Raw genomic sequence first — 20650 nt, 5'->3', positions numbered from 1 at the left:
CTTTTTTAGGGGTATTTGTTTTGAGCAAATACTTGATATTGAAAAAAGTTGGATGTATGGAAAAAATTATCAAGTATGCTACTGATTTGCCTACTGCGATCGCTGTTACCTCCACTATATTCTTTGCTCTACCCGCGATCGCACAAGAAACAACGCCTCAAACTGATTATCAATGCCTTAAAGACAATCATCAGGAAGAAAATAGTTCAACATCAAATATTCCTGAGGAATGTCTCAAGATTCCCCCCGAAGTAATCAACAATAGCCCCACATTACAAAAATGGTTAGAACAGACTCCCAATATACTAGAAGACATTCGCCATGATCCGAGTTTTGCGACTCGTTTGCGTGGTGGCTTTTCTTTTTTTCCCGACTCTGATGATGGGTTCGGAATGAATATTGCCTTAGATGATTTATTTATCAATCGCACTGGGTTAACAATCAGTGCTGATTATTATACGGATTTCAATAGCGATCGCAGTTCTTTGGGTGCAGATTTACATTATTTTCTCCTGCCCCTGGGAAGTTATATTAATTTTGCGCCGATGGTAGGTTATCGTTATCTCGAAAACGACAATTATGATAACGATGGCATTAATTTAGGAATAAGATTGATGCTGGCATTATCGCGCACAGGTGCAGCCGACATATCTTTATCTCAAAGTTTTTTTTCTCCTGGCAATGACCAAGAAGTGGGAATTTTTTCGGTTTCTGTTGGTTATGGCATTACTTCTAATCTTCGCTTAGCAACAGAATTTGAATTACAAAACTTGCCTCAGGAACAAGATCAACGGCTGGGACTAAATTTAGAATGGTTATTGTAAGATTCATATTTTTGATCACAATCTTGACCATCATTTTCGGTGGCAAGGGTTCCCTATTGAGTGATTCGCTCACTTCCAGGTCTCAAGAAGAATGTGAACGCGATCGCGCCTTTGTATTTATTCCTCCTGGAGAATTCATTTCTGGTAGCGATCGCCAAGAACGGGATTTTGCCTATAAGATTTCCGCCGAGGCAATTGCTTCTACCACTCAAGGCATTATGCAAGCGGAACAAAGATTGCGTCAAAAAGCTTGGTTTGAGAGAGAAGCTCCCCGTCAAACTTCATTTCTGCCTAGCTTTTGCATCAGTCGCAATCTAGTGACTAATCAAGAATATCAAGAGTTTATTCAAGCCAGCAATTATCGATCTCCTGGAATTAATGAAACAGAATATCAAAAACAAGGTTTCTTATTCCATCCCTACTCAACAGTGCAAGCTTTTTTATGGAAAAACAGAACCTATCCGGCTGACACTGCTCAACATCCAGTAGTTCTCGTATCCTATGAAGATGCTATAGCCTATGCCAATTGGAAATCAGCACAAACAGGACAAATCTATCGCTTGCCCAGGGCAAAAGAATGGGAAAAAGCAGCGAGAGGAGTTGATGGCAGATATTTTCCTTGGGGCAATAATTGGCGCCAAGAAGCGACTAATACAGGAGGTAGCGGATTAAATTATACTAGCGATATTGGGAGCTTTACCCTCAGTCGCAGTGTCTATGGTATAGAAGATATGGCGGGAAATGTCTTTGAATACACTTCAACCCTTAGACAGCAAAACTCCATTGCCGTAATGAAAGGATGTTCTTGGGACGATTTGCCAGGGTTTTGTCGTGCTGCTTATCGCCATACCCGCCCCATTGAATCTCGTCACATTTTATTTGGTTTTCGTTTAGTAAAAATCATTCAAGATACTGAGTAAGGCGAACTCAATATACTTCAGTTTCAATAACTCTTGGCGCCACGGCGTTACCGTGTCAACCTCAAAAGTTGGTTTCATATTGTAATAACTCATCTACTTCTCCATAGATTTTCTGGCAATATAAATCTAAAGGTAAATCATTAGGATCGTAGCCAAAAGGATCTTCGATTTCTAGCCCAATTGCTTCGATTCCCAATAAGGCAAAACTGGTGACTCCTGTAACCAAGACAACCCACCAATCTAATTGAGCAACAAATTGAATTGGCAGACCGGCACAATAAATCAGTAATAAATGTTTTAGATGTATGCTGTAGGCTTTGGGCATTGGAGTATTTAAAATTCTTTCACAGCTGCTCAATGCACCCACAATAGCATCCAGTAACCCGCTTAATTCAGTAAATAATTTATCGCTAATTATGCCTTCTCGATAATTACGGTAAAAATAGCTAGAAAACCAGTTGATAATTCGCAAAGGCCGATGTTGAACTGTTGCTAGCTCCTCTACATGTTCTAGTCCTAAAACAAGTTGCCCTCGTTGCTCAATAGATTCATTACGCAAATGAGCTTTCACACTAGACATCAGCACAGGAACCAATTTAATAAAATAGATTTTTTCCCTTTGCAATTCTGGGTCATCAACAAGGATCATCGTGCTGATATTTCTAGCCAAAATTCGACTTGATATTTTCAGTGTTCCCCAGGCTCGACATCCCTCCCAAAACCGAGCATAGGCAGTATTAGTTCGAAATACCAATAATAAGCCTAAAACAATACTAGGTATCAAATTATAGGTAAAGTTATAACTAACAGGCAGATCCTGGTGATATGCCAAGGTGATGATAATAGCAAAAACCATGATCCCCAAGACCCTGTGCCAAATCACAGGAACTACAGATTCTTGGAGGTGAAAGATGATACCTAACCAGGGAAACTTTTGATCGAACTTTGACATCAAATTATTAATCCGCAATAACTTGGCTCTATTTTAGAAGGAAATCAACTTGTTCTGGTTTATTTTCTTCATTTTTCTGGGCCTTATTGGCTTTTTCGAGAGCTTCTTTTTGTAGAAGGTTGAATATAGAAATCTTATCTAGTAAGCCAATGACCATTTGCTCTTCGTTGACGACAACAATTTCTTCCTTAACCTGTTGTGTTTCGATGAGCTTGACTACTTCGAGTAAAGAGGTGTTATTGGCAATTGTCATAGTCTGTTCTATTGGTCTAACTAATTCTCCGACCAACACATCATTCCACTGAGATGTCGAAATCTGTTTGAGATCGTCTAGAGAAATATTACCCTGTAGTTGGTTATTTTCATTAACAACTAGAAATTTTTTCCATTGTTTTTTGCCAATCACAAAATTATTAACAAACTCTCGTAAACTTAGATTTCCTGAGATAATGGGACTATCGGTAATTACTGCATCTTCTGCTGTATAGTGATCTAGCTTATCTTGAACTGTGGCAGATTGGGCTGCCATGCCAGCATTTTGTAATAAAAACCAACCGATTAATAATGTCCAAAAACTACCAACTTGGCTAATGCCTAAAACTCCGAGGACCCCAAATCCTACTGCAACCCAACCAAAAAACTGACCAACTCTGCCTGCAAAAATAATTCCTTTGTTAGGGTTACCAGTAATTTTCCAAACGATCGCCTTCAGGACATTCCCACCATCTAAAGGTAAACCAGGAATCATGTTAAACAATGCTAAGACTAGATTGATTTGAGCCAAAAGATAGATTAAGGCTGTTAAGGAAGCATCTAGCTGAAGATTGACTCCAATAATTGTAAAGACGATGAATAAGAGAACACTTACTAAAGGCCCTGCGATCGCAACCAGTAATGATTGAAGAGGTGTTTCCGACTCTTTTTCTAAAGTGGCTAATCCGCCAAAGATAAACAGGGTAATAGACTTGACTTGAATTCCTTGAGAGATAGCCGCGAAGCTATGACCTAGTTCATGGGCTAAAACCGAAGCAAATAGTAACAAAGCTCCCAATAAGCCGACCAGCCAGGGTAAAACGCCAGTTAGCTGGGGATAACGAGCAAAATCAGTTCCTAATTGCAGAGTGATTAGCCCTAAGACAAAAAACCAAGATGGATTGATAAAAAAGGGAATACCAAATAAATTTCCGATACGAAGATTATTACTGTTATTATTCAAAAGATTGTCCTCCTTAGTGGACAGAATTAAAATCGCTTTGCGAGCAATAGCTGTGGGCCATAAGTTCTAAGCTCTGAATATTAGCAATTGATTAGCCTAGATTTGCTTTAAGCTTTTTCCCTATTGTTGCAGAACTTACTTCTCAATCTATTTCTATTATTAGTTTTTTACTTAACAAAAATTAAAGTGGTGGTTTCCTCACTACAGAATTAGCGATCGCCTTTAAGCCAGAACTCTGCGATCGCTAAATATGGTTTTGTGTATTTTTAAGACAGTGATTTAATCGGAAAATGCCGGTTTATTATTGATGAGCATCACCACATCTTGAAAATCATAAGCAGAACTCTCAGAATCACTAGTACCGAGTTCCACGATAAAAAGTTCTTCGTACTCATTAAGTCCGTCTAGTATCTCTTGGAGAGAATCTTGCTCATAGACACCTGCTAAATCAGGAACCGGATCTTCAGGAGCTAAGACCATTTCTTCTGGGTTGTCGATGGGAGCACATTCGGCATCAATGAAATTATATTGAAAAGTTAAATCATCAAAAGAATTAATTGGTAAATAAACACTATCCTCTACTGATAATGTTTGGACAAATTGACTATTACGATAGACATTGACTTGAATATCAACTAGTTCATTGCCTTCACCACATTGAAATTGTGCCGCAGAATAAGTAAGCTCGATCACATTTGCATCAGCTGCTTGGGCAATGGAACTGACTGAGCAATTGGCAATAGCTAAACAACTAACAGAGAAAACTTTAAGAAAATTAGAAATAGACATAATAATAAAAAAATTCTTTTTATAAATAACTATTGGGTTGATTCACTTAATTAATTATTACCTGCTCGAATTCAATTCATGTTTATTTCCCATGAACTTTGAGCTCTAAATCATCAAATTCTGGTAAAGTACTGAGTCTTTTAGCCGATTCAGGTTTTATTGCTGATGTTCTCTAAGTCATTAACCACCAATTTGAGACATTGTGCGAGTATAAGTCCCCGTGTTTGTACCAGATTCTCTCTGCTTGAAATTGATTTCTGGTTTGAGCAAAATTAGTTGTCGAACTTGTTCTTGTAATTTGTCTAGGCTTGTTCCCTGACGCAAAGCTGTTTTAAGGTCGATTTGTCCTGTTTCGTTGAGTAGACAAGGACGCAACCAACCATCAGCAGATAGTCTAACCCGATTACAGCGGTCGCAAAAACACTCGGACATCTGAGAGATAAAACCTAAAGTGCCCTTCGCATCTGGAATTTGAAAGATATCAGCCGGGCCATTGCCTGTTACTTGAGACTCTGACAAACCCCAGCGATCGCGAATCTGCGATCGCAGATCTTCCGAGGGAATCCAAGCTCGTTCGCTAAATAGTTCGGAATTCCCAATGGGCATAAATTCGATAAACCGCACATGCCAATTGCGCTCTATGGTTAAAGCGGCTAAATCTAGGATTTCGCTGTCATTGACTCCAGGAATAATTACTATATTGAGTTTTAAAGGGTCAAATCCTACTTGATGGGCTGCGGTAATGCCTTCCCAAGTTTGCTGCCAGCGGCTACGTCCCCGATTGCCAATAATGCGATCAAAAGTTTCGGGGTTGAGAGAATCTAGACTAATATTGATTCTTCTTAGACCGGCATCGTAAAGCGATCGCGCCATCTTGGCCAACAAAAAACCATTAGTGGTCATGGCCAAATCCCTTGTTTGGGGCAAGTTAGCAATTTCTCGGACTAATTCAGCCAGTCCGGGGCGCAGCAAAGGCTCACCACCAGTCAAACGAAATTTGGTAAATCCTAAAGGAATAAATAATTCTTGAATTAGGGTAATAATTTCTCGATTGGTTAATAGTTCCTGTTGCAGAAGATAATCGAGCTCAGAACCTTCTGGCATACAGTATTGACAACGAAAGTTGCATTTATCGATTAAGCTAATGCGCAAATAATCAATCTTATTCATCATGCCATCTGCCATCTGCCCTCTGCCATCTGCCCTCTGCCCTCATTAATTACGATCAGTAAGAATTTCATAACCATCATTAGTTACTAACACAGTATGCTCAAACTGTGCCGAGAGATTATTATCAACAGTGACGACCATCCAGCGATCGCGCAAAGTCTTAGTATGCTTAGAGCCAGCATTAACAATTGGTTCGATCGCTAAGGTCATGCCTGCTTTTAGTTTGACATTTTCTAGTTCGCGAGTGCGGAAGTTGAACACCGAAGGCGGTTCGTGGAGATTTTTGCCTACTCCGTGACCAGTATAGTTTTCTACAATAGTATAACCATGGGCTTGAGCATGATCTTCGATCGCCCCAGCAATATCCATTAAATAGTTACCAGCTTTGACCTGTTCAATTCCTTTATATAAACATTCTTCAGCAATTTTCGTTAACTTGGCTGCGGATTTGGAAACTTTTCCCACAGCGATCGTGATACAGGAATCACCGTGAAACCCATCGCAATAGGCTCCTGTATCTACTTTTAGCAGATCTCCTTGGCGAATAACTTTCTTCGCACTAGGAATGCCATGAACCACTTCATGATTGAGACAAGCGCAAATAGAGCCGGGAAAGCCATAATAACCTTTAAAGCTAGGAGTTGCTCCCAATTCCCGAATCCTGGCCTCGGCATATTCATCGAGTTCAGCTGTAGTCATACCAGGTTTAGCGAATGATGCGATTTCCCTAAGTACGGTGGCGACAATCTTTCCTGAATGACGCATCTTTTCAATTTCGGGAGCTGACTTAATATGTATTCCCCGAGGATCTCTTTTTAAGGGAGGAAGTCCTGTTGATTTGGCTGGGGATTTAGTTTTGGGTGATAGCAGATTAGTCAGAAAATTCATGTAGCAGACGCAAGTTATAGCTTTTAGTTAATATAGCAATTCTGGGGAAGAGGGTTGTTTTGCCTGCTCCGCCTTCCCCAACGATGAGCAATTTAGCTTCATAAATATAATCTTGTCCCTCCTCCAATTGCTCGAAATATTCTTTAATTGCTTAAATCGAGTTCTTCTAGTTGGTTTTCTTTTGCTTCTTTGATTTTTTGTAGAATATCATCCCGCACCTTAATCTCTCCCACTACATCAAATTTTTAATCTCACCCTTCATCTTAACAAACCCCAATGACTATGCGAACTTAAATCTTATATTCGCCATCTGTTGCCACAAACTTCAAAAAAAGCTTATCAATTGTTCCTTAAAAAAAGACAAAACTACCGCCCCAGCAATAAACCTCAACCACCATTCAGCTCGATTTGCCGTAGCTTCAACCTTGGTAAGTTTTTCTTCGACTACACTAAGTTTTTCCTTCACAACAGCAATTGATTCTGCATTTTTAATGAGCTGTCCCAGCATTTGTGCTTCATAAGATTTTGTTTCTGAACTCATTTCTTTGTTTCCTGTATAATCACCAGCACTTCTAGGCTTTTTTGCTTTTGCTAAGACAACTCAATCATACAATTTATGCCAAATCATTTCTGGATTCAGCAACACCAGTTAATAAATCACCTCAATTCCCTAAATCCCTAAAGCCCCATCTATTTTTCACCAGAATGGAACAATCCTACTCTACGCACCAATTTCCCCATCTCGTTCTAATAGGCGGAGGTCATTCTCATGCGATCGCACTCAATCTCTGGATCGCTAAACCACTACCATACGTCAAAATAACCCTAATTAGTGATGTGCAGCAAACTCCCTATTCAGGAATGCTACCTGGTCATGTTGCTGGCTTCTATAGCTACGAAGAAACTCATATTGACTTGCTTAACCTTTGTCAAAGAGTTGGGGCAGATCTAATCATCGATCGCGCGATCGCCCTAAATTTGGCTCATAATCAAGTTATTTGTCAAAATCATCAACCCATAAGTTTTGACTACCTATCTATTGATATTGGTAGCACTCCCAATAGAATGACGGTTCCTGGGGCCTCTGACCATGCAATACCTGCTAAACCCGTGCCGCAATTCCTAGATGCCTGGGAAAATTTACTAGAAAAAGCCAAAGATAAGCCCCAATCTGCCATCAAGCTAATAATTGTCGGAGGTGGAGCAGGAGGGGTTGAGCTAGCTTTAAATATGCGATCGCGTTTGCTTGGGGAAATGGGGAAAAATTATGCCGATAAATTACAAATATCTTTAATTCATCGAGGAGATAAATTATTATCTGGACATAATCCTTGGGTGAGTCAACATTTACAAAAGATTTTGGTCAAAGCAGAAGTTAGATTACATTTAAAAACTCAAGTTACTGAAGTTACTTCATCTCATGTTATTTGTGATCATGATGAGAATATTGATTATGATTACCTCTTTTGGGTAACTCAAGCCTCAGCTCCCCAATGGATCAAACAATCTCAATTAGCCACAGATAGCCAAGGTTTTATCTTAGTAAAAGATAGTTTATGCTCTATTTCCCATCCCCATGTATTTGCTACGGGCGATATCGCGACGATGCAAAACCATACTCGTCCCAAAGCTGGAGTGTTTGCCGTACGACAAGGCCCACCACTTTTTAAAAATTGGCAAAATCTGATTACAGGACAAGCTTTAATCTCTTATGCCCCCCAAAAAAGATATTTAGCTCTCATTGGAACTGGAGATAAAAAAGCGATCGCATCTTGGGGATTTTGGGGTTGGCAATCCTCTTGGCTCTGGCTTGGGAAAGACTATATAGACCGTAAATTCATGAATCTTTTTCAAAATAAATAATAGGAAATAAACTGGAAATCCACATCAATATCTCTGTTTTTATCTTTTCATCTTCCATTATTCCCCTCTTCAGGTAGTTTTTTGTGCAAAAAATTGCTTATTAATGCGGATAGCCACACCTTTAATTAATAAATTGAAGACCTAATAATTATCGAAAATCAAAAAATTGCTATAATATCACTAGGTATCAAAATAACGTTCTTGTTTGTTGGGCAACAATTAAATAAGCATTATGACATCAAACAAGCAAGTTTTCTATTAGAGCGGATTTCTAATATAGAACTTCTCGATCACTATCCAGTAACAACTCGATTTAAACAATAGATAGTTCATCATGAAAACTTGGAACCAAAGATGGCTATTAACGTCTAGATTCTCTCTAATGGGTATCACGATTTTCTAAGCACAGAAATTATTGTCAGCTCCTAAAATTGAGAATCGTTGATGTTACAGCTACAACAATATCTACGATAAATAAAGGAGCCACATCATGAATAACAATGATAAGAACATAGGTCAACTTTCTCTAGAGCAACAGTTCCAGTTAGAAGTATTAAGAAAGGATATAGAGAACATGTCCTTAGAACAAGCTAAAGAATATTTATTTGAGGCTTTTCGTCAAATGATGGTTAAAGATAATTTGTGCCGAGATTTATTCAAAAGCTGTTATCTTTAAGAGTTTTCATTCAAAATACGACTTTCTGTCAGGATTTTAAAGCCAGTAGTCAGCTGGGAAATCCAACCTATATAATTGGTTTCGACTTCTTTATATCCTAAACTTTGCATCCAATTATCAATGTTTTCCGCGGCATAAGCTTGGGAATAAGGCTCATGAAAAAGTCTAATTAACCAATTGGTATGGCGCAGTCTCTGCTGATTACCATCCAGAATCACTATTTGTCCCCCTAAAGTGAGTAATCGCAAACATTCTCGCAAGATTGCTTGGGAAATATGTACTGGAGTTTCGTGAAACAAAAAAGCAACGGATATCAGATCAAAATTCTCGTCAGGGAAACTTGTCGCTTCGGCTAGTCCCTGTTGCCATTTAATTGCTAACTTATTTTTACTCCCTTTGTGTTCTGCCATCAACAGCATCTGTGGTGATAAATCCAAGCCGACAACTTCAGCCTCGGGAAAAGCTTGTTTTAACATTAAAGTTGAACTTCCAGTTCCACAGCCTAGATCGAGAATTCTTTGTGGTTTACCTTTAATCTTGGAAATGGCTTGTTGTCGTAACTTGATTTCATGGGGTGGTGCGGCGAACCTGGTTACGGCATCATAGGTTACAGGGGCTATCTTATTGAGATAACCTTGGGGGATTCCGTGGAAATTTTGGTGAAGATAATATTCAGGATACTCAAGTTCTCCAACTTTAAAGCGATCGCCAGCTTGTTCCCAATCAAGCACATCATGTAATCTGAGGTTATCTTTTCCGATAAATAGACCGACAATTAAACTTAAAAAAGACGATATGACCGGATTATCGTAAATTGTCACAATATGTTCCAATAAATAAAGTATTTCCAAATAAGTATTATAAAATGAGACAGAAATTATTATACCTAATTAAGATTGCATCTACTATTTTAATCACTTCTGCTTTGGGTCTAGAAATTTGGTACCTGTATTTGAGATTTACAGATGGTCTATTGCCCAATAAGCTTTACCCCATATTATGGTTAGGAAGTCTTGCTTTGCTGGCTCATTTGATTGAAGGCGCGATCGCAGCTTTTCAGGCTCGGCGCCAAGACAAACCACCGTTACGCTATGGCCTATATACTTTTTTCGTAGGATTTGCCGGATTATTGGAGTTGGCTGCAACCTCATCTAGCCCAGAAAAACCCAATTAACCTAATTGCTCTAGAGCCAATTGAATTCTTGCTTTGACTACTATTTCGGGCTCTTGGGTCAATATTTCTCGCAGTTTATTTGCGATCGCAGTCAGAAACTTTTCGGGAGTTTCATTGCCTAAAGAATGCAAACCTGTGATCGCAGCATAACGAACAATCCATTCTCCATCCTCCGTTGCCAAAAATAAAGTTTGCAGAGCTTGTTCTTGTGCAATAGCAACTTTTTCAGGGGCAACTTTTGACCAATTGATGATGCCTAAACCTCTAGCCGCTGCTCGACGAACGCTTTGGGAGAAATCCGTGACCGCAGCTTTCAGCAATAAATCTAAAGCCGCAGGATCGCCAATCCCCGCAAAAGCTCTAATCATCCAGGCTCTGGCTCCATAGTTGTAGGTATCAAGATTTTCTAATAACTGAGGAACAGCAGATTCGCCAATTTTAATTAAACCTTCTACCGCAGCGACAGCAGCCCCTGGATTATTAAAACCGAGAACTTCAATTAAAGTCGGAATGGCAAGTTCTGATTTGGCATCGGCGAGATTTTCCACCGCGTCTAATAAGGCATCGGCAGAATCTGCTTTATTTACATGTTCAATAAGTTTTTCAATACTAATCATTTTAAGGCAATAGGGAATAGGGAACAGGGAACAGGTAAATTTCCCTGATAGTTATAAAAGAGAATCCATATAATCCATGATTTGGATACTTTCTGGGGTTAGTTTGGTAGAATTTGCATCGAGGTTTTTTTCCAATAAGCCCTTAAGCGCAATTAACTTCATGCTGTTCTCTGCTAAAGTATCTGCGATCGCAGCCCCTGCTGGCAAATAACCCACCGCAGCCAAATCCATAAGAGCAGAACGGCGTAATTGCAAATCATCAACCGATAGAGCTTGAATCAAAATTTCTCCATATTGATTTTCCCGAGTCAACTGATACATTGCCCTAGCTGCTGCATATTTAACCTTCGCCACCGAATGCCCCAGAAAAGGTTTAATAAATGTGATCGCTTCTGTGGCGTTTAACGTTCCCAAAGCTTCGATCACCGCTTCACAAGGTTCCACTAAATGGGGTTTTCCGGTCACAAATTCTGCTTTAGCCACGCCGCCTTCTAATAATTTAACAAGAGAAGGAACGCAACGGTGATCGTCTAAATTCTCTAAAGCTTGAGCTGCAGCTTCCCGCACATAAAAATCGGGAAATTCCAAACATCGAATCAATGCAGGAACCGCTTTTTTATTGCCCAACTTACCCAAAGCTCTAGCAGCATTACGTCGCAAAGGATATCCTCCATCAGGAGCGCGATCCGATTCATCCTCTAATGCCACTAGTAAAAGATCAACAGCTTCTGGTTCTTGAACCCTAAATTTACCCAACCACCAAGCAGCATAGTAACGTAAACCCAAATCTTCTTTTTGCCTGAGATTTTCCAGAGCCTGATCCAACGTCAACTGCTCAGCTTCTCTAATTCCTTCCTCATCCCTCATCGTTCATCCTTCATCACTTCAAACATAACAATGCCCAGAAAAGTAAACAAACACTAGCCTGACGCACAGTATTCGCATACTCTTCTGGACACTCTAATTAGCAACCAAGATAAGCTATTAATCAGAAGTTACTTATTGCAACTGAATTACCTACTAGCTAAGAGTATTAATTGCATAGTCGAAATAGCTGTTCGCTTCAACAGCAGAATCACCTGTCAAACCATGATTAGCTTTGATATACTTAAGAGCCTCAATATACCAGCTAGGAGAAAGCTCATAAGCACGGTTAATTTCATCTAAACCAGCTATCAAATACTCATCCATAGGACCAGTGCCACCAGAAATCAGACAATAAGTAACCATGCGTAGATAGTAGCCAATGTCACGAGAACATTTTGCTTTACCTTCTGGAGTGGAAGCGTAACTGGGGCCAGGAGTGCTATTGGTGTAGGGGAATTTTGAGTAGACAGCGTTAGCAGCACCGTTAATTAAGCTAGAAGCATTAGAAGTTAAGGTTTTAGCAGCCTCCAAACTCGCACTTGCTTGGCGGAAACGACCAAAAGCAGTTTGAATTTCAGTACTACTCAAAAAACGACCCTGAGAGTCAGCAGAAGATACCGCTTCGGTTAAAGGAGTTTTCATGATTGTGAGTTCTCGTTTACTTTACTAATTTTATTTGTTTGACTCTAAATAATAGAAATCTGAAACTGAATTATTTAATTTAGGCAACTGCGGCAGCCGCACGGTCAAAGTATCCAGAAATTTCAGATGCTAAAGCAGTACAATCACCATTAGTGATACCGTTACTGTCGTTCACAATAGCAAGTGCCGCATCCTTCATTTTCTGAACACCGTTAGCAACAGATACGCCAGGAGTACCTAGAGCAAGATAAGTTTCACGCAAACCATTAAGGCAACGATCTTCCAATACACTAGCATCACCAGTGAAAATAGAATAGCTAATATAACGCAAGATGATTTCCATATCACGCAAGCAAGCTGCATTACGACGGCTAGTGTAAGCATTACCACCAGGTGCAATGAGTTGAGGTTGCTCGGCAAATAAAGCGCGAGCTGCATTAGTAACAATTGCAGAAGCATTGCTAGTAATACGGTTAACAGCGTCCATGCGTTTGTTGCTTTCAGCAACCATGGCTCCTAGAGCGTCGATTTGGGCAGTGGAGAGGAATTCACCACGAGCATCTGCTTGGGATACTACTCTAGTAAATGCGTCGAACATTTAATTTATCTCCTACTCGATGTAAATGAGTTTATTTGAAATTCAAAAAGAAATTGTGACAAAAACCGTAACCAACTACTTAGAGTGGAAAGGTTCTTCCGAGGTGGATATCCAACCTCTTGGGAGCTTTTATTATTTTCCTTGCTTAAAGTAATATTTGTTAAGCTTTTATAGAAAACTTTACACTCAGCGAGTCAACCTGAAAAAACGTTCTTTGAACAGTTGAAAGACCGTTTTTGGTTTTACCGACTGGCATTTACCCCTCAGGTAACTTTTATACAATGGCGCCGAACCATTATTTGTTACAACTTGTTAATTTTTAACAGAGCCTGTTGAGTTTTTCGATTAGAACTATAGGTTTAAAGCTATAAGCTAATCAAGCCGAAGGCAGCTAATGCGCTCGCCAAAAACAAAAAGCCAAGAAAAACAGCTCCAAAAATAGCCAAAAATCTAGCTACCAATAGGGCAGTTTGGGGTGGATAGTAAGGAATTCCAGTCCATAAATCCCCAGCCTTACCCTGAAAATATCCTAGTTCTTCTAGTTTAGCGCGGTAATCCGCTCCATAGCGAGGCATTCTAGCAAAGGGCAAATCACCTTCAGTTCTCTGAGCTATAATCCGCCTTCTTTGATAGGGAACAATATCATCACCAAAATTACTGAGATATTCGTCACTATTTAGTAGCGCATCAACAAAGCCTTCGATACCTTTGGTTGCCAGAACAATTGACCAAGCCAATTTTTCTTTCTCGTCGTAAACATCTCTGCCTAAAACCCTTTGCACACACATTTGAGCAAAACGATAGTTATTGTTAGGCTCATAATTGCGTTCACGAAAGTTAGGAGAGAGTACTAATCCCCGAACGAACTCGCGGACTGTAATTTGGTTAGCCTTGAGCTGAGATTCTAAAGCTAGTTGACGATTACTCGTAAGCAGTTGCTGCTCGTTAAAAATCTGCCGATAAGCTGACCAAACAAGATCATTCTGCTCCGAATCGGAAAGAATATTTTCCGTTGAGTAAATTTTGGGTTGCTCTTCTCCAGGAACTTCGTAACCAGCAACACGCTGATTTTGTGTCGAAAGAGGATAAGAGAGCAAAGGAATGGACATTTTAACCCTCCATTGTTTTGGATGCTAGGAGCAAAGTCGGAACCTTGCAGAACCATAAAATTCCCTAGCAGTCTAGTTTTGATTGAGAAAACAAAACTCTACTCCCATTGAGATTAGAGGATTAAGGAATCGTTATACTGACTATTGTGCAATTCTGTAATATATATAAATATTTTCTTAACATTTATCAATAATCTAAGTAACTATACTTATAGAATTCATGGAAAATAAACAATGGCGAAACAATTTATAACTGGTTATTATTATTTCGCCTAATGGGACTCTTAACTGTTAACTGATTTAGACCAAACTCTTGTTGGTAAACCCCATATATAGATAAAGCCTTCGGCTGCTTTATGATCGAATTGATCATCTGCCCCATAAGTTGCCAAGTCAGGGGTATAAATGGAATTGTCAGAACGACGACCAACAATTACAGCATTGCCTTTAAACAATTTAATGCGTATCATTCCGGTTACTCGTTCTTGAGTTTGAGTAATAAAAGCATCTAGAGCTTGTCTGAGGGGGCTGTACCATAAACCTTGATAGATCAATTGACCATAGGTTTGCTCAATTCCCCGCTTGTATTGGGTGATATCGGCAGTAAGGGTCAAACTTTCTAGATCGCGGTGAGCTTGAATAAGCACGAGTAATGCAGGAGTTTCGTAGATTTCCCGTGATTTAATACCGACGACACGATTTTCGATCATATCAATGCGCCCAATACCATGTTTGCCAACAAGTCCATTTAATTGGGAAATTAAATCTACAGGGCCTAGGAGATCGCCATTGAGACTAACAGGGATACCCTGTTCAAAACCAATTTCTACATATTCTGGTTCATCTGGCGTATCCGAGATCGCTCTAGTCATTTCGTAGACTTCTTCGGGGGGCTCCGTCATCGGATCTTCGAGGGGACCAGCTTCCACACTTCGACCAAGCAAATTTTTATCAATACTATAAGGAGAAGATTTTTTTACAGGAGACTCAATGCCAAATTTTTCTCCATAGGAAATAGCTTCTTCGCGGCTCATACCCCATTCTCTAGCCGGAGCTAAAACTTTGAGATTAGGGTTTAAGGCCATAATTCCGACATCAAAACGGACTTGGTCATTACCTTTGCCTGTACAGCCATGAGCCACAGCATCCGCGCCATATTTTTCGGCAGCATCGACTAATAATTTTGCGATGAGAGGGCGTGCTAAAGCGGTAGAAAGAGGATAGCGATTTTCGTATAAAGTATTGGCACAGATAGCACGAAAAGCATAATCTTTAACGAAAGTTTCGGTAGCATCTTCGACCAAAGATTCGACTGCGCCACATCTTAAAGCTTTCTCTTGAATCGGTTTTAATTCTTCTCCTTGCCCCAAATCTGCCGCGAGAGTAATAACTTCTTCCACTCCCCATTCGTTCATTAAGTAAGGAATACATACTGAAGTGTCGACTCCACCTGAATATGCCAAAACAACCTTTTTTGCACGTCCCATATTAGTAATTTAGTTGATAAAAAGACCAGAAGGTCATTGTAACGGATAGTCAGGGAACAAGGAACCAGTAAAGAAGAATGATAAGTGATCCAGGAAAATGTAGAATGTTAAGACATAAGAAATTTATAAATAAGGAGATATTTCTGTGATCGAACCTTTACTTTTAGGTATTGTATTGGGTCTAATTACTATTACTTTGGCTGGTTTGTTTTTCGCTGCTTACATGCAATACAAACGTGGTAATCAATTAGGACTTTAAAGTTAAATCATTTAAAAAACTTAAATTCAGGTCGTTACTACCGAATAATGTCAGGGTTGCTTGACGGCCTTTTTTTTCGTCATAAATTAAGCTTATTTCTATGCGATCGCGAGGATAGCAAGACAAACGTTCCGACCATTCAATAGCTGTAATGCCAGGATCTACTTCGATACCTTCCCAATAAATTTCAGGATAAATAGTTGTCACCTGCTCGGTCGACAAACGATATAAATCCAAATGATATAAAGGTATCCGACCTTCTAGATATTCGCTCACAAGAGTAAAAGTTGGACTGACAATCGATTCTGTTATGTCCAACCCTCTTCCTATCCCTTGGACTAAAGTTGTTTTCCCTGCACCAAGATCCCCTTTTAATAAGATCGTGCTGCAAGCAGGTAAATGTCTGCCTAGAAGATAACCTAGATTCTCCGTCGCTTGATGATTGGGGAGTGGTATTTGCAGAATATTAGCACTCATTAGTAATCAAATTTAAGTCAAAGAATTAACAAAATTACTTAATCTTTCTATTCCTTGCTTAATCGTATCTAGACTTGTTGCATAGGAAATACGAATACAATTATCCGCACCAAAGGCAATTCCGGGAATTGTCGCTACTTGATAGGAATCCAATAAAGAATTACAAAATTCTAAGGACTTTAACCCAGTTTTACTAATATCTACAAACACATAAAATGCCCCATCAGGTTTAGGGCAAGACAAAGCAGGAATACCATTGATTGCTTGGTAAATAAACTCTCGTCTCTCAGCAAAAGCATTCAACATTTCTTGAACACAATCTTGAGAATTTTCTAAAGCTGCGATCGCACCATATTGAGCAAAACTACAGATATTAGAAGTACTATGACCCTGAATTTTTGCCATAGCTTGAATAATTTCCAATGGCCCCGCTGCATAGCCGACACGCCAACCTGTCATCGAATAACTCTTGGCAAAACCATTACTCGTAATTGTCCGAGCAAATATTTCGGGATTAACCGCCCCAATGCTCAGATGCTCCGCATCGTCATAAAGAATATTTTCGTAAATCTCATCAGAAACCACCAAGATATCTTGTTCCACAACAATGTCCGCGATCGCGCGTATTTCAGCTGGAGGATAAACAGTCCCAGTAGGATTTGAAGGAGAATTGAGCACCAATAACTTAGTTTTGTCTGTAATTGCTTCCCTTAGCTGCTCCGTCGTGATTCGATAATTGTTCGCAGCGCTCGTTTCAATCAAAATTGGCGTACCCCCAGCGAGTTTAACCATTTCGGGATAACTAACCCAATAGGGGGCAGGAATAATCACCTCATCCCCAGCTTCGATTAAAGCTTGAATCAAACCATAGAGAGAATGTTTGCCTCCATTGGTCACAATTATATTGTCAGGACTATAAGACAATTTATTCTTAGTTTGTAATCTTTTAGCGATCGCCTCTCGTAATTTCAATTCGCCAGTAACAGCACCGTATCGAGTCTTCCCATCATCTATTGCCCTTTGAGCAGCTTCACAAATATGCTGCGGCGTTGGAAAATCCGGCTCTCCTGCACTAAAGCTACATACGTCAATCCCTTTTGCCTTCATTGCTTTTGCCTTAGCGGTGATCACCAGGGTTAGAGAAGGAGACACCTCATTTACTCTTGCTGCTAGTTTCATGCGATTGTTATGCCGAAAAGTTCTCAATATAGATTTTTAACATTAAACTCTAGTTTCTCAAACTATTTTGTGATTACTTTAGATCTCGTACAATTTTGTTACATTTTTTCCCATGAGACCGAGAAAAGCAGCAAGCAGAAAACAAATAGTTAAAAACTAGATTTGGGACGCCAAGCCTCTTAGAGCTTAGAGCTAGCTGTTTGACAAACTTTTTCTAAGATGTCGCAACCGCGAGTGATTTCGTCCGCAGAGACAATCAGAGGCGGGACAAAGCGCAAAACCTTAGGTCCAGCAGGAGCGAGTAACAAGCCTTCATCCATAGCCGATTTGACCAAATCAATCGAAGTTAAGTCAATATCAGCTTGCAGTTCCAGACCATTAATTAGTCCCCAACCTCTAACTTCCGTGAACATCTGGGGATAAGAGCTCGCCATCGCATTCAATCTGTCCCGCAACTGTTTGCCCCGGGCAATAACATTATCAAGCAACTGCTCTTGTTCAATGGTTTGCAACACCGACAAAGCAGCAGCACAAGCAAAGGGATTACCGCCAAAAGTACTAGCATGATTACCCGGTTCAAAAGCCGCACAAAAATCTTTGCAGAGCATTGCTCCGATGGGGATTCCGCCTGCTAGACCCTTAGCACTAGTGAAAATATCAGGTTCAACTCCCAGGTTTTCATAACCCCAAAGCTTTCCTGTCCGACCAACACCCACCTGCACTTCATCGAATACTAGCAAAATATTATTTTCGTCACAAATTTGCCGTAACTTGGCAAAATATTCCCGATCTCCAGGCCGAACTCCGCCTTCTCCCTGTAAAGGTTCGAGCATAATTGCTGCTACGCGACGATTTCCCTCGTCTATATCTGCGATCGCATTTTCAATGGCTACGATATCATTATAAGGAACATAAGCAAAACCATCTACTAGAGGTTCAAAATCTTTTTGATACTTAGCTTGACCTGTAGCGGTGATGGTCGCTAAAGTCCGTCCGTGGAAACTAGCCTTCGCAGTTAAAATCACAGGTTGCTCAAGAAAGTCTAAGACAGTATGGGCATATTTCCTGATTAATTTAATCGCAGCTTCGTTAGCCTCTGCCCCAGAATTACAGAAAAAGACCTTATCCGCACAAGAATGGTTAACTAACCAAGTTGCCAATTCCCCTTGTTCGGGTATGTAATAGAGATTGGAAACATGATGGAGTTTTTTGATTTGTCGAGTAACGCTATCAATCAATGCAGGATGAGCATGTCCCAGAGTACAAGTAGCGATTCCAGCGACAAAATCTAGATATTCTCGACCGTCACTATCCCAAACATGACAACCTGAGCCGCGCTCTAGAGCGATCGGAAAACGTCCATAGGTTTTCATGACACTATCATCGAAAGCACCACGATCAAAAGATTGCTGAGTAACGGATTGGTTAGAGAAATTATCTACTACAGTTGATTGGCTCACAAATAACTCCTGGTGAAAATTCCTTTGCTATGGGAAACTGTAATTAAACTAGTAATCTTACTTATGCTATCGCTATCTGGCTAAAGTTGATTCCCAAATTAATTCTTAATTAATCTAAGCTAACAATAATTAGACTATAAATACAAGCATCCATAAGACAAAAATCGTTCATGCCCTATCGTTTTGATGAAAAATATAAACGTTTACGCCAAGAGTTAGTTGCAGGAGCGATTGCCTTAGTGGGATTAGTCTTGATTGGGACTCTCTGGTATCACATAGTAGAGAAATGGTCCCTCTCAGATTCTGCCTACATGACAATTATTACCCTTTCTACAGTAGGGTTTTCTGAGATCAATACATTAGGCGATCGAGGCAGGCTATTTACGATTTGTTTAATATTGATGGGGGTAATTACGATTGCTTACATTGCAAATCGTTTTGCCGAGGCGTTAATCAAGGGATATTTTCAAGAAGGATTAAAAATGAGACAAGAGCAACTTGCCATTGATGCGCTGGAGGAACACTATATTGTATGCGGTTTCGGGCGTACCGGTCGTTATGTCGTGCGAGAATTTGCTGCTGAGGGGATTCCCTTTGTAATTTTGGATGATGATCTAGAAGAAGTAGCAGAAATTAAGATGTTAGGCTATACAGTAATTTCAGGAGATGCCACTCTCGATGAGACCTTACTCAAAGCTAAAATCGATCGGGCAACCTGTTTAGTTACGGCTTTACCTTCTGATGCCGAAAATCTTTACACTATATTATCTGCCAAAACTCTTAATCCCAACATAAGAGCGATCGCCAGAGCCAGTAATGAAGAAGCAGTTCTAAAGTTGCAAAGGGCAGGTGCTGATGCTGTGATATCTCCTTACATTACAGGGGGAAAAAGACTTGCTGCAGCAGCCTTGAGACCCCAAGTTATGGATTTCGTAGATGGTATTATCACTGGAGCAAATCGTTCTTATTATCTAGAAGAATTCTTAATCGATGCTGGAGTATGTCCCTATGTAGAACAAAGTCTTAGAGAAGCGAAACTTCGTACCCAATCTGGAGCTCTAGTCCTAGCTATTCGTCGTTTTGACGGGAATTTAATCGCTGGGCCAACAGGGGATACCAGAATACTGGAAGGGGATGCTTTGATCTGCATGGGAACAGCAGAACAGCTGCGAAAACTCAATCGGATTCTAGGCCCCATTAGCTCTAAATCCTTAAGACTACCAAAGAATCAGTAGCATAACTAAAGCAAAAAGCCCTCTTTGATAAAAAAAGAGAGCTTCTTGTTGTTTTTTTGATGGAATGATAAACCTGGCACTGAGCTATTTTTCCGGGGGGCTACCCCCCAAGTATCTTCGCCGCTGCAACGTTTCACTTTCGAGTTCGGGATGGAGTCGAAGTGGGGCCATTGCGCTACTAGCACCAGGAAAGCTTTTTGGGCTCCTATTGACCTTGAACCCTCAAGACTGCATAAATACTCGATACT

At 40.0% G+C, this 20650-nt stretch carries 23 protein-coding genes and 1 rRNA gene; 7 read left to right on the top strand and 17 right to left on the bottom strand.

What is annotated here, in order from left to right; all coding sequences use genetic code 11:
• Nucleotides 1-56 precede the first annotated feature (56 nt).
• Together XEN7305_RS16275 and XEN7305_RS16270 are read left to right on the top strand one after the other, a co-directional pair.
• Nucleotides 57-824 (top strand): hypothetical protein, encoded by a 768-nt coding sequence (locus tag XEN7305_RS16275; RefSeq protein WP_006510565.1) that lies wholly within the window; start codon nucleotides 57-59, stop codon nucleotides 822-824.
• Nucleotides 812-1744, top strand: coding sequence for an SUMF1/EgtB/PvdO family nonheme iron enzyme (locus XEN7305_RS16270; protein WP_006510564.1), 933 nt, complete (start codon nucleotides 812-814; stop codon nucleotides 1742-1744). The genes XEN7305_RS16275 and XEN7305_RS16270 overlap by 13 nt, the downstream gene beginning before the upstream one ends.
• 61 nt (nucleotides 1745-1805) lie before the next feature.
• Here the strand turns inward: XEN7305_RS16270 and XEN7305_RS16265 are convergent, their stop codons facing one another.
• The 6 genes from XEN7305_RS16265 to XEN7305_RS16240 form a co-directional block, all read right to left on the bottom strand.
• Nucleotides 1806-2696: a bestrophin family protein gene (locus tag XEN7305_RS16265; protein WP_006510562.1), complete on the bottom strand. Its 891-nt coding sequence runs from the start codon at nucleotides 2694-2696 to the stop codon at nucleotides 1806-1808.
• Between the two features lie 28 nt (nucleotides 2697-2724).
• Nucleotides 2725-3912 (bottom strand): site-2 protease family protein, encoded by a 1188-nt coding sequence (locus XEN7305_RS16260; protein WP_006510561.1) that lies wholly within the window; start codon nucleotides 3910-3912, stop codon nucleotides 2725-2727.
• A gap of 279 nt (nucleotides 3913-4191) precedes the next feature.
• The gene (locus XEN7305_RS16255; protein ID WP_006510560.1) at nucleotides 4192-4701 is read right to left on the bottom strand and encodes a hypothetical protein; all 510 of its coding nucleotides are present in this window, start codon (nucleotides 4699-4701) and stop codon (nucleotides 4192-4194) included.
• 180 nt (nucleotides 4702-4881) lie between these two features.
• Complete coding sequence (gene moaA / locus XEN7305_RS16250; RefSeq protein ID WP_144053292.1) at nucleotides 4882-5874, bottom strand: GTP 3',8-cyclase MoaA; 993 nt, start codon at nucleotides 5872-5874, stop codon at nucleotides 4882-4884.
• Nucleotides 5875-5916: 42 nt separating this feature from the next.
• Entirely contained in the window at nucleotides 5917-6759 is an 843-nt protein-coding gene (map, locus tag XEN7305_RS16245) for a type I methionyl aminopeptidase (protein ID WP_006510558.1), read from the bottom strand.
• A gap of 325 nt (nucleotides 6760-7084) precedes the next feature.
• The gene (locus XEN7305_RS16240) at nucleotides 7085-7300 is read right to left on the bottom strand and encodes a hypothetical protein (RefSeq protein WP_006510557.1); all 216 of its coding nucleotides are present in this window, start codon (nucleotides 7298-7300) and stop codon (nucleotides 7085-7087) included.
• Between the two features lie 164 nt (nucleotides 7301-7464).
• Between XEN7305_RS16240 and XEN7305_RS16235 the strand changes: the two genes are divergently transcribed.
• Both XEN7305_RS16235 and XEN7305_RS16230 read left to right on the top strand, forming a co-directional pair.
• Complete coding sequence (locus XEN7305_RS16235) at nucleotides 7465-8622, top strand: FAD-dependent oxidoreductase (RefSeq protein ID WP_006510556.1); 1158 nt, start codon at nucleotides 7465-7467, stop codon at nucleotides 8620-8622.
• 490 nt (nucleotides 8623-9112) lie between these two features.
• A complete protein-coding gene (locus XEN7305_RS16230; RefSeq protein WP_006510555.1) occupies nucleotides 9113-9298 on the top strand; it encodes an NblA/ycf18 family protein in 186 nt (61 codons plus the stop codon).
• On the opposite strand, the gene XEN7305_RS16225 is transcribed toward XEN7305_RS16230, so the two are convergent.
• Entirely contained in the window at nucleotides 9295-10119 is an 825-nt protein-coding gene (locus XEN7305_RS16225; RefSeq protein WP_006510554.1) for a class I SAM-dependent methyltransferase, read from the bottom strand. The two genes, XEN7305_RS16230 and XEN7305_RS16225, sit on opposite strands and share 4 nt — an antisense overlap.
• 44 nt (nucleotides 10120-10163) lie before the next feature.
• On the opposite strand from XEN7305_RS16225, the gene XEN7305_RS16220 reads away from it, so the two are divergent.
• The gene (locus tag XEN7305_RS16220; protein ID WP_006510553.1) at nucleotides 10164-10472 is read left to right on the top strand and encodes a hypothetical protein; all 309 of its coding nucleotides are present in this window, start codon (nucleotides 10164-10166) and stop codon (nucleotides 10470-10472) included.
• Here XEN7305_RS16220 and XEN7305_RS16215 read toward each other — a convergent pair.
• The 6 genes from XEN7305_RS16215 to XEN7305_RS16190 all read right to left on the bottom strand — a co-directional run bounded on the left by XEN7305_RS16215 (nucleotide 10469) and on the right by XEN7305_RS16190 (nucleotide 15792).
• Nucleotides 10469-11089 carry a HEAT repeat domain-containing protein gene (locus XEN7305_RS16215; RefSeq protein ID WP_006510552.1) on the bottom strand — a complete coding sequence of 207 codons (621 nt, stop codon included), beginning with the start codon at nucleotides 11087-11089 and terminating at the stop codon, nucleotides 10469-10471. The two genes, XEN7305_RS16220 and XEN7305_RS16215, sit on opposite strands and share 4 nt — an antisense overlap.
• Before the next feature lie 51 nt (nucleotides 11090-11140).
• Nucleotides 11141-11956, bottom strand: a complete 816-nt coding sequence (locus XEN7305_RS16210; protein WP_006510551.1) for a HEAT repeat domain-containing protein — start codon at nucleotides 11954-11956, stop codon at nucleotides 11141-11143.
• Nucleotides 11957-12109: 153 nt separating this feature from the next.
• Nucleotides 12110-12598 (bottom strand): phycocyanin subunit alpha, encoded by a 489-nt coding sequence (gene cpcA, locus XEN7305_RS16205; protein WP_006510550.1) that lies wholly within the window; start codon nucleotides 12596-12598, stop codon nucleotides 12110-12112.
• Between the two features lie 79 nt (nucleotides 12599-12677).
• A complete protein-coding gene (locus tag XEN7305_RS16200; protein WP_006510549.1) occupies nucleotides 12678-13196 on the bottom strand; it encodes a phycocyanin subunit beta in 519 nt (172 codons plus the stop codon).
• 365 nt (nucleotides 13197-13561) lie between these two features.
• On the bottom strand, nucleotides 13562-14305 hold the full coding sequence (locus XEN7305_RS16195; protein WP_006510547.1) for a phycobilisome rod-core linker polypeptide: 744 nt from the start codon (nucleotides 14303-14305) through the stop codon (nucleotides 13562-13564).
• A gap of 284 nt (nucleotides 14306-14589) precedes the next feature.
• Complete coding sequence (locus XEN7305_RS16190) at nucleotides 14590-15792, bottom strand: argininosuccinate synthase (RefSeq protein ID WP_006510546.1); 1203 nt, start codon at nucleotides 15790-15792, stop codon at nucleotides 14590-14592.
• Nucleotides 15793-15937: 145 nt separating this feature from the next.
• Between XEN7305_RS16190 and petG the strand changes: the two genes are divergently transcribed.
• Complete coding sequence (gene petG, locus XEN7305_RS16185; RefSeq protein WP_006510545.1) at nucleotides 15938-16051, top strand: cytochrome b6-f complex subunit V; 114 nt, start codon at nucleotides 15938-15940, stop codon at nucleotides 16049-16051.
• Here the strand turns inward: petG and tsaE are convergent.
• From tsaE to XEN7305_RS16170, 3 genes are all read right to left on the bottom strand, one after another.
• Nucleotides 16040-16513 (bottom strand): tRNA (adenosine(37)-N6)-threonylcarbamoyltransferase complex ATPase subunit type 1 TsaE, encoded by a 474-nt coding sequence (tsaE, locus tag XEN7305_RS16180; RefSeq protein WP_040898273.1) that lies wholly within the window; start codon nucleotides 16511-16513, stop codon nucleotides 16040-16042. The genes petG and tsaE overlap by 12 nt on opposite strands.
• Before the next feature lie 27 nt (nucleotides 16514-16540).
• Nucleotides 16541-17707, bottom strand: a complete 1167-nt coding sequence (locus XEN7305_RS16175) for a pyridoxal phosphate-dependent aminotransferase (protein ID WP_006510543.1) — start codon at nucleotides 17705-17707, stop codon at nucleotides 16541-16543.
• 179 nt (nucleotides 17708-17886) lie between these two features.
• Entirely contained in the window at nucleotides 17887-19167 is a 1281-nt protein-coding gene (locus XEN7305_RS16170; protein ID WP_006510542.1) for an aspartate aminotransferase family protein, read from the bottom strand.
• Between the two features lie 170 nt (nucleotides 19168-19337).
• On the opposite strand from XEN7305_RS16170, the gene XEN7305_RS16165 reads away from it, so the two are divergent.
• Nucleotides 19338-20402, top strand: coding sequence for a TrkA family potassium uptake protein (locus XEN7305_RS16165; protein WP_006510541.1), 1065 nt, complete (start codon nucleotides 19338-19340; stop codon nucleotides 20400-20402).
• Between the two features lie 71 nt (nucleotides 20403-20473).
• Here XEN7305_RS16165 and rrf read toward each other — a convergent pair.
• Nucleotides 20474-20591, bottom strand: a 5S ribosomal RNA gene (gene rrf, locus XEN7305_RS16160).
• Between the last annotated feature and the right edge of the window lie 59 nt (nucleotides 20592-20650).

The organism is Xenococcus sp. PCC 7305 (genome assembly GCF_000332055.1).
In the GTDB taxonomy this organism is placed as follows: Bacteria; Cyanobacteriota; Cyanobacteriia; order Cyanobacteriales; family Xenococcaceae; genus Xenococcus.
The sequence above is the reverse complement of the archived record's forward strand: the minus strand, read 5'-3'. Positions and strand labels throughout refer to the sequence as shown.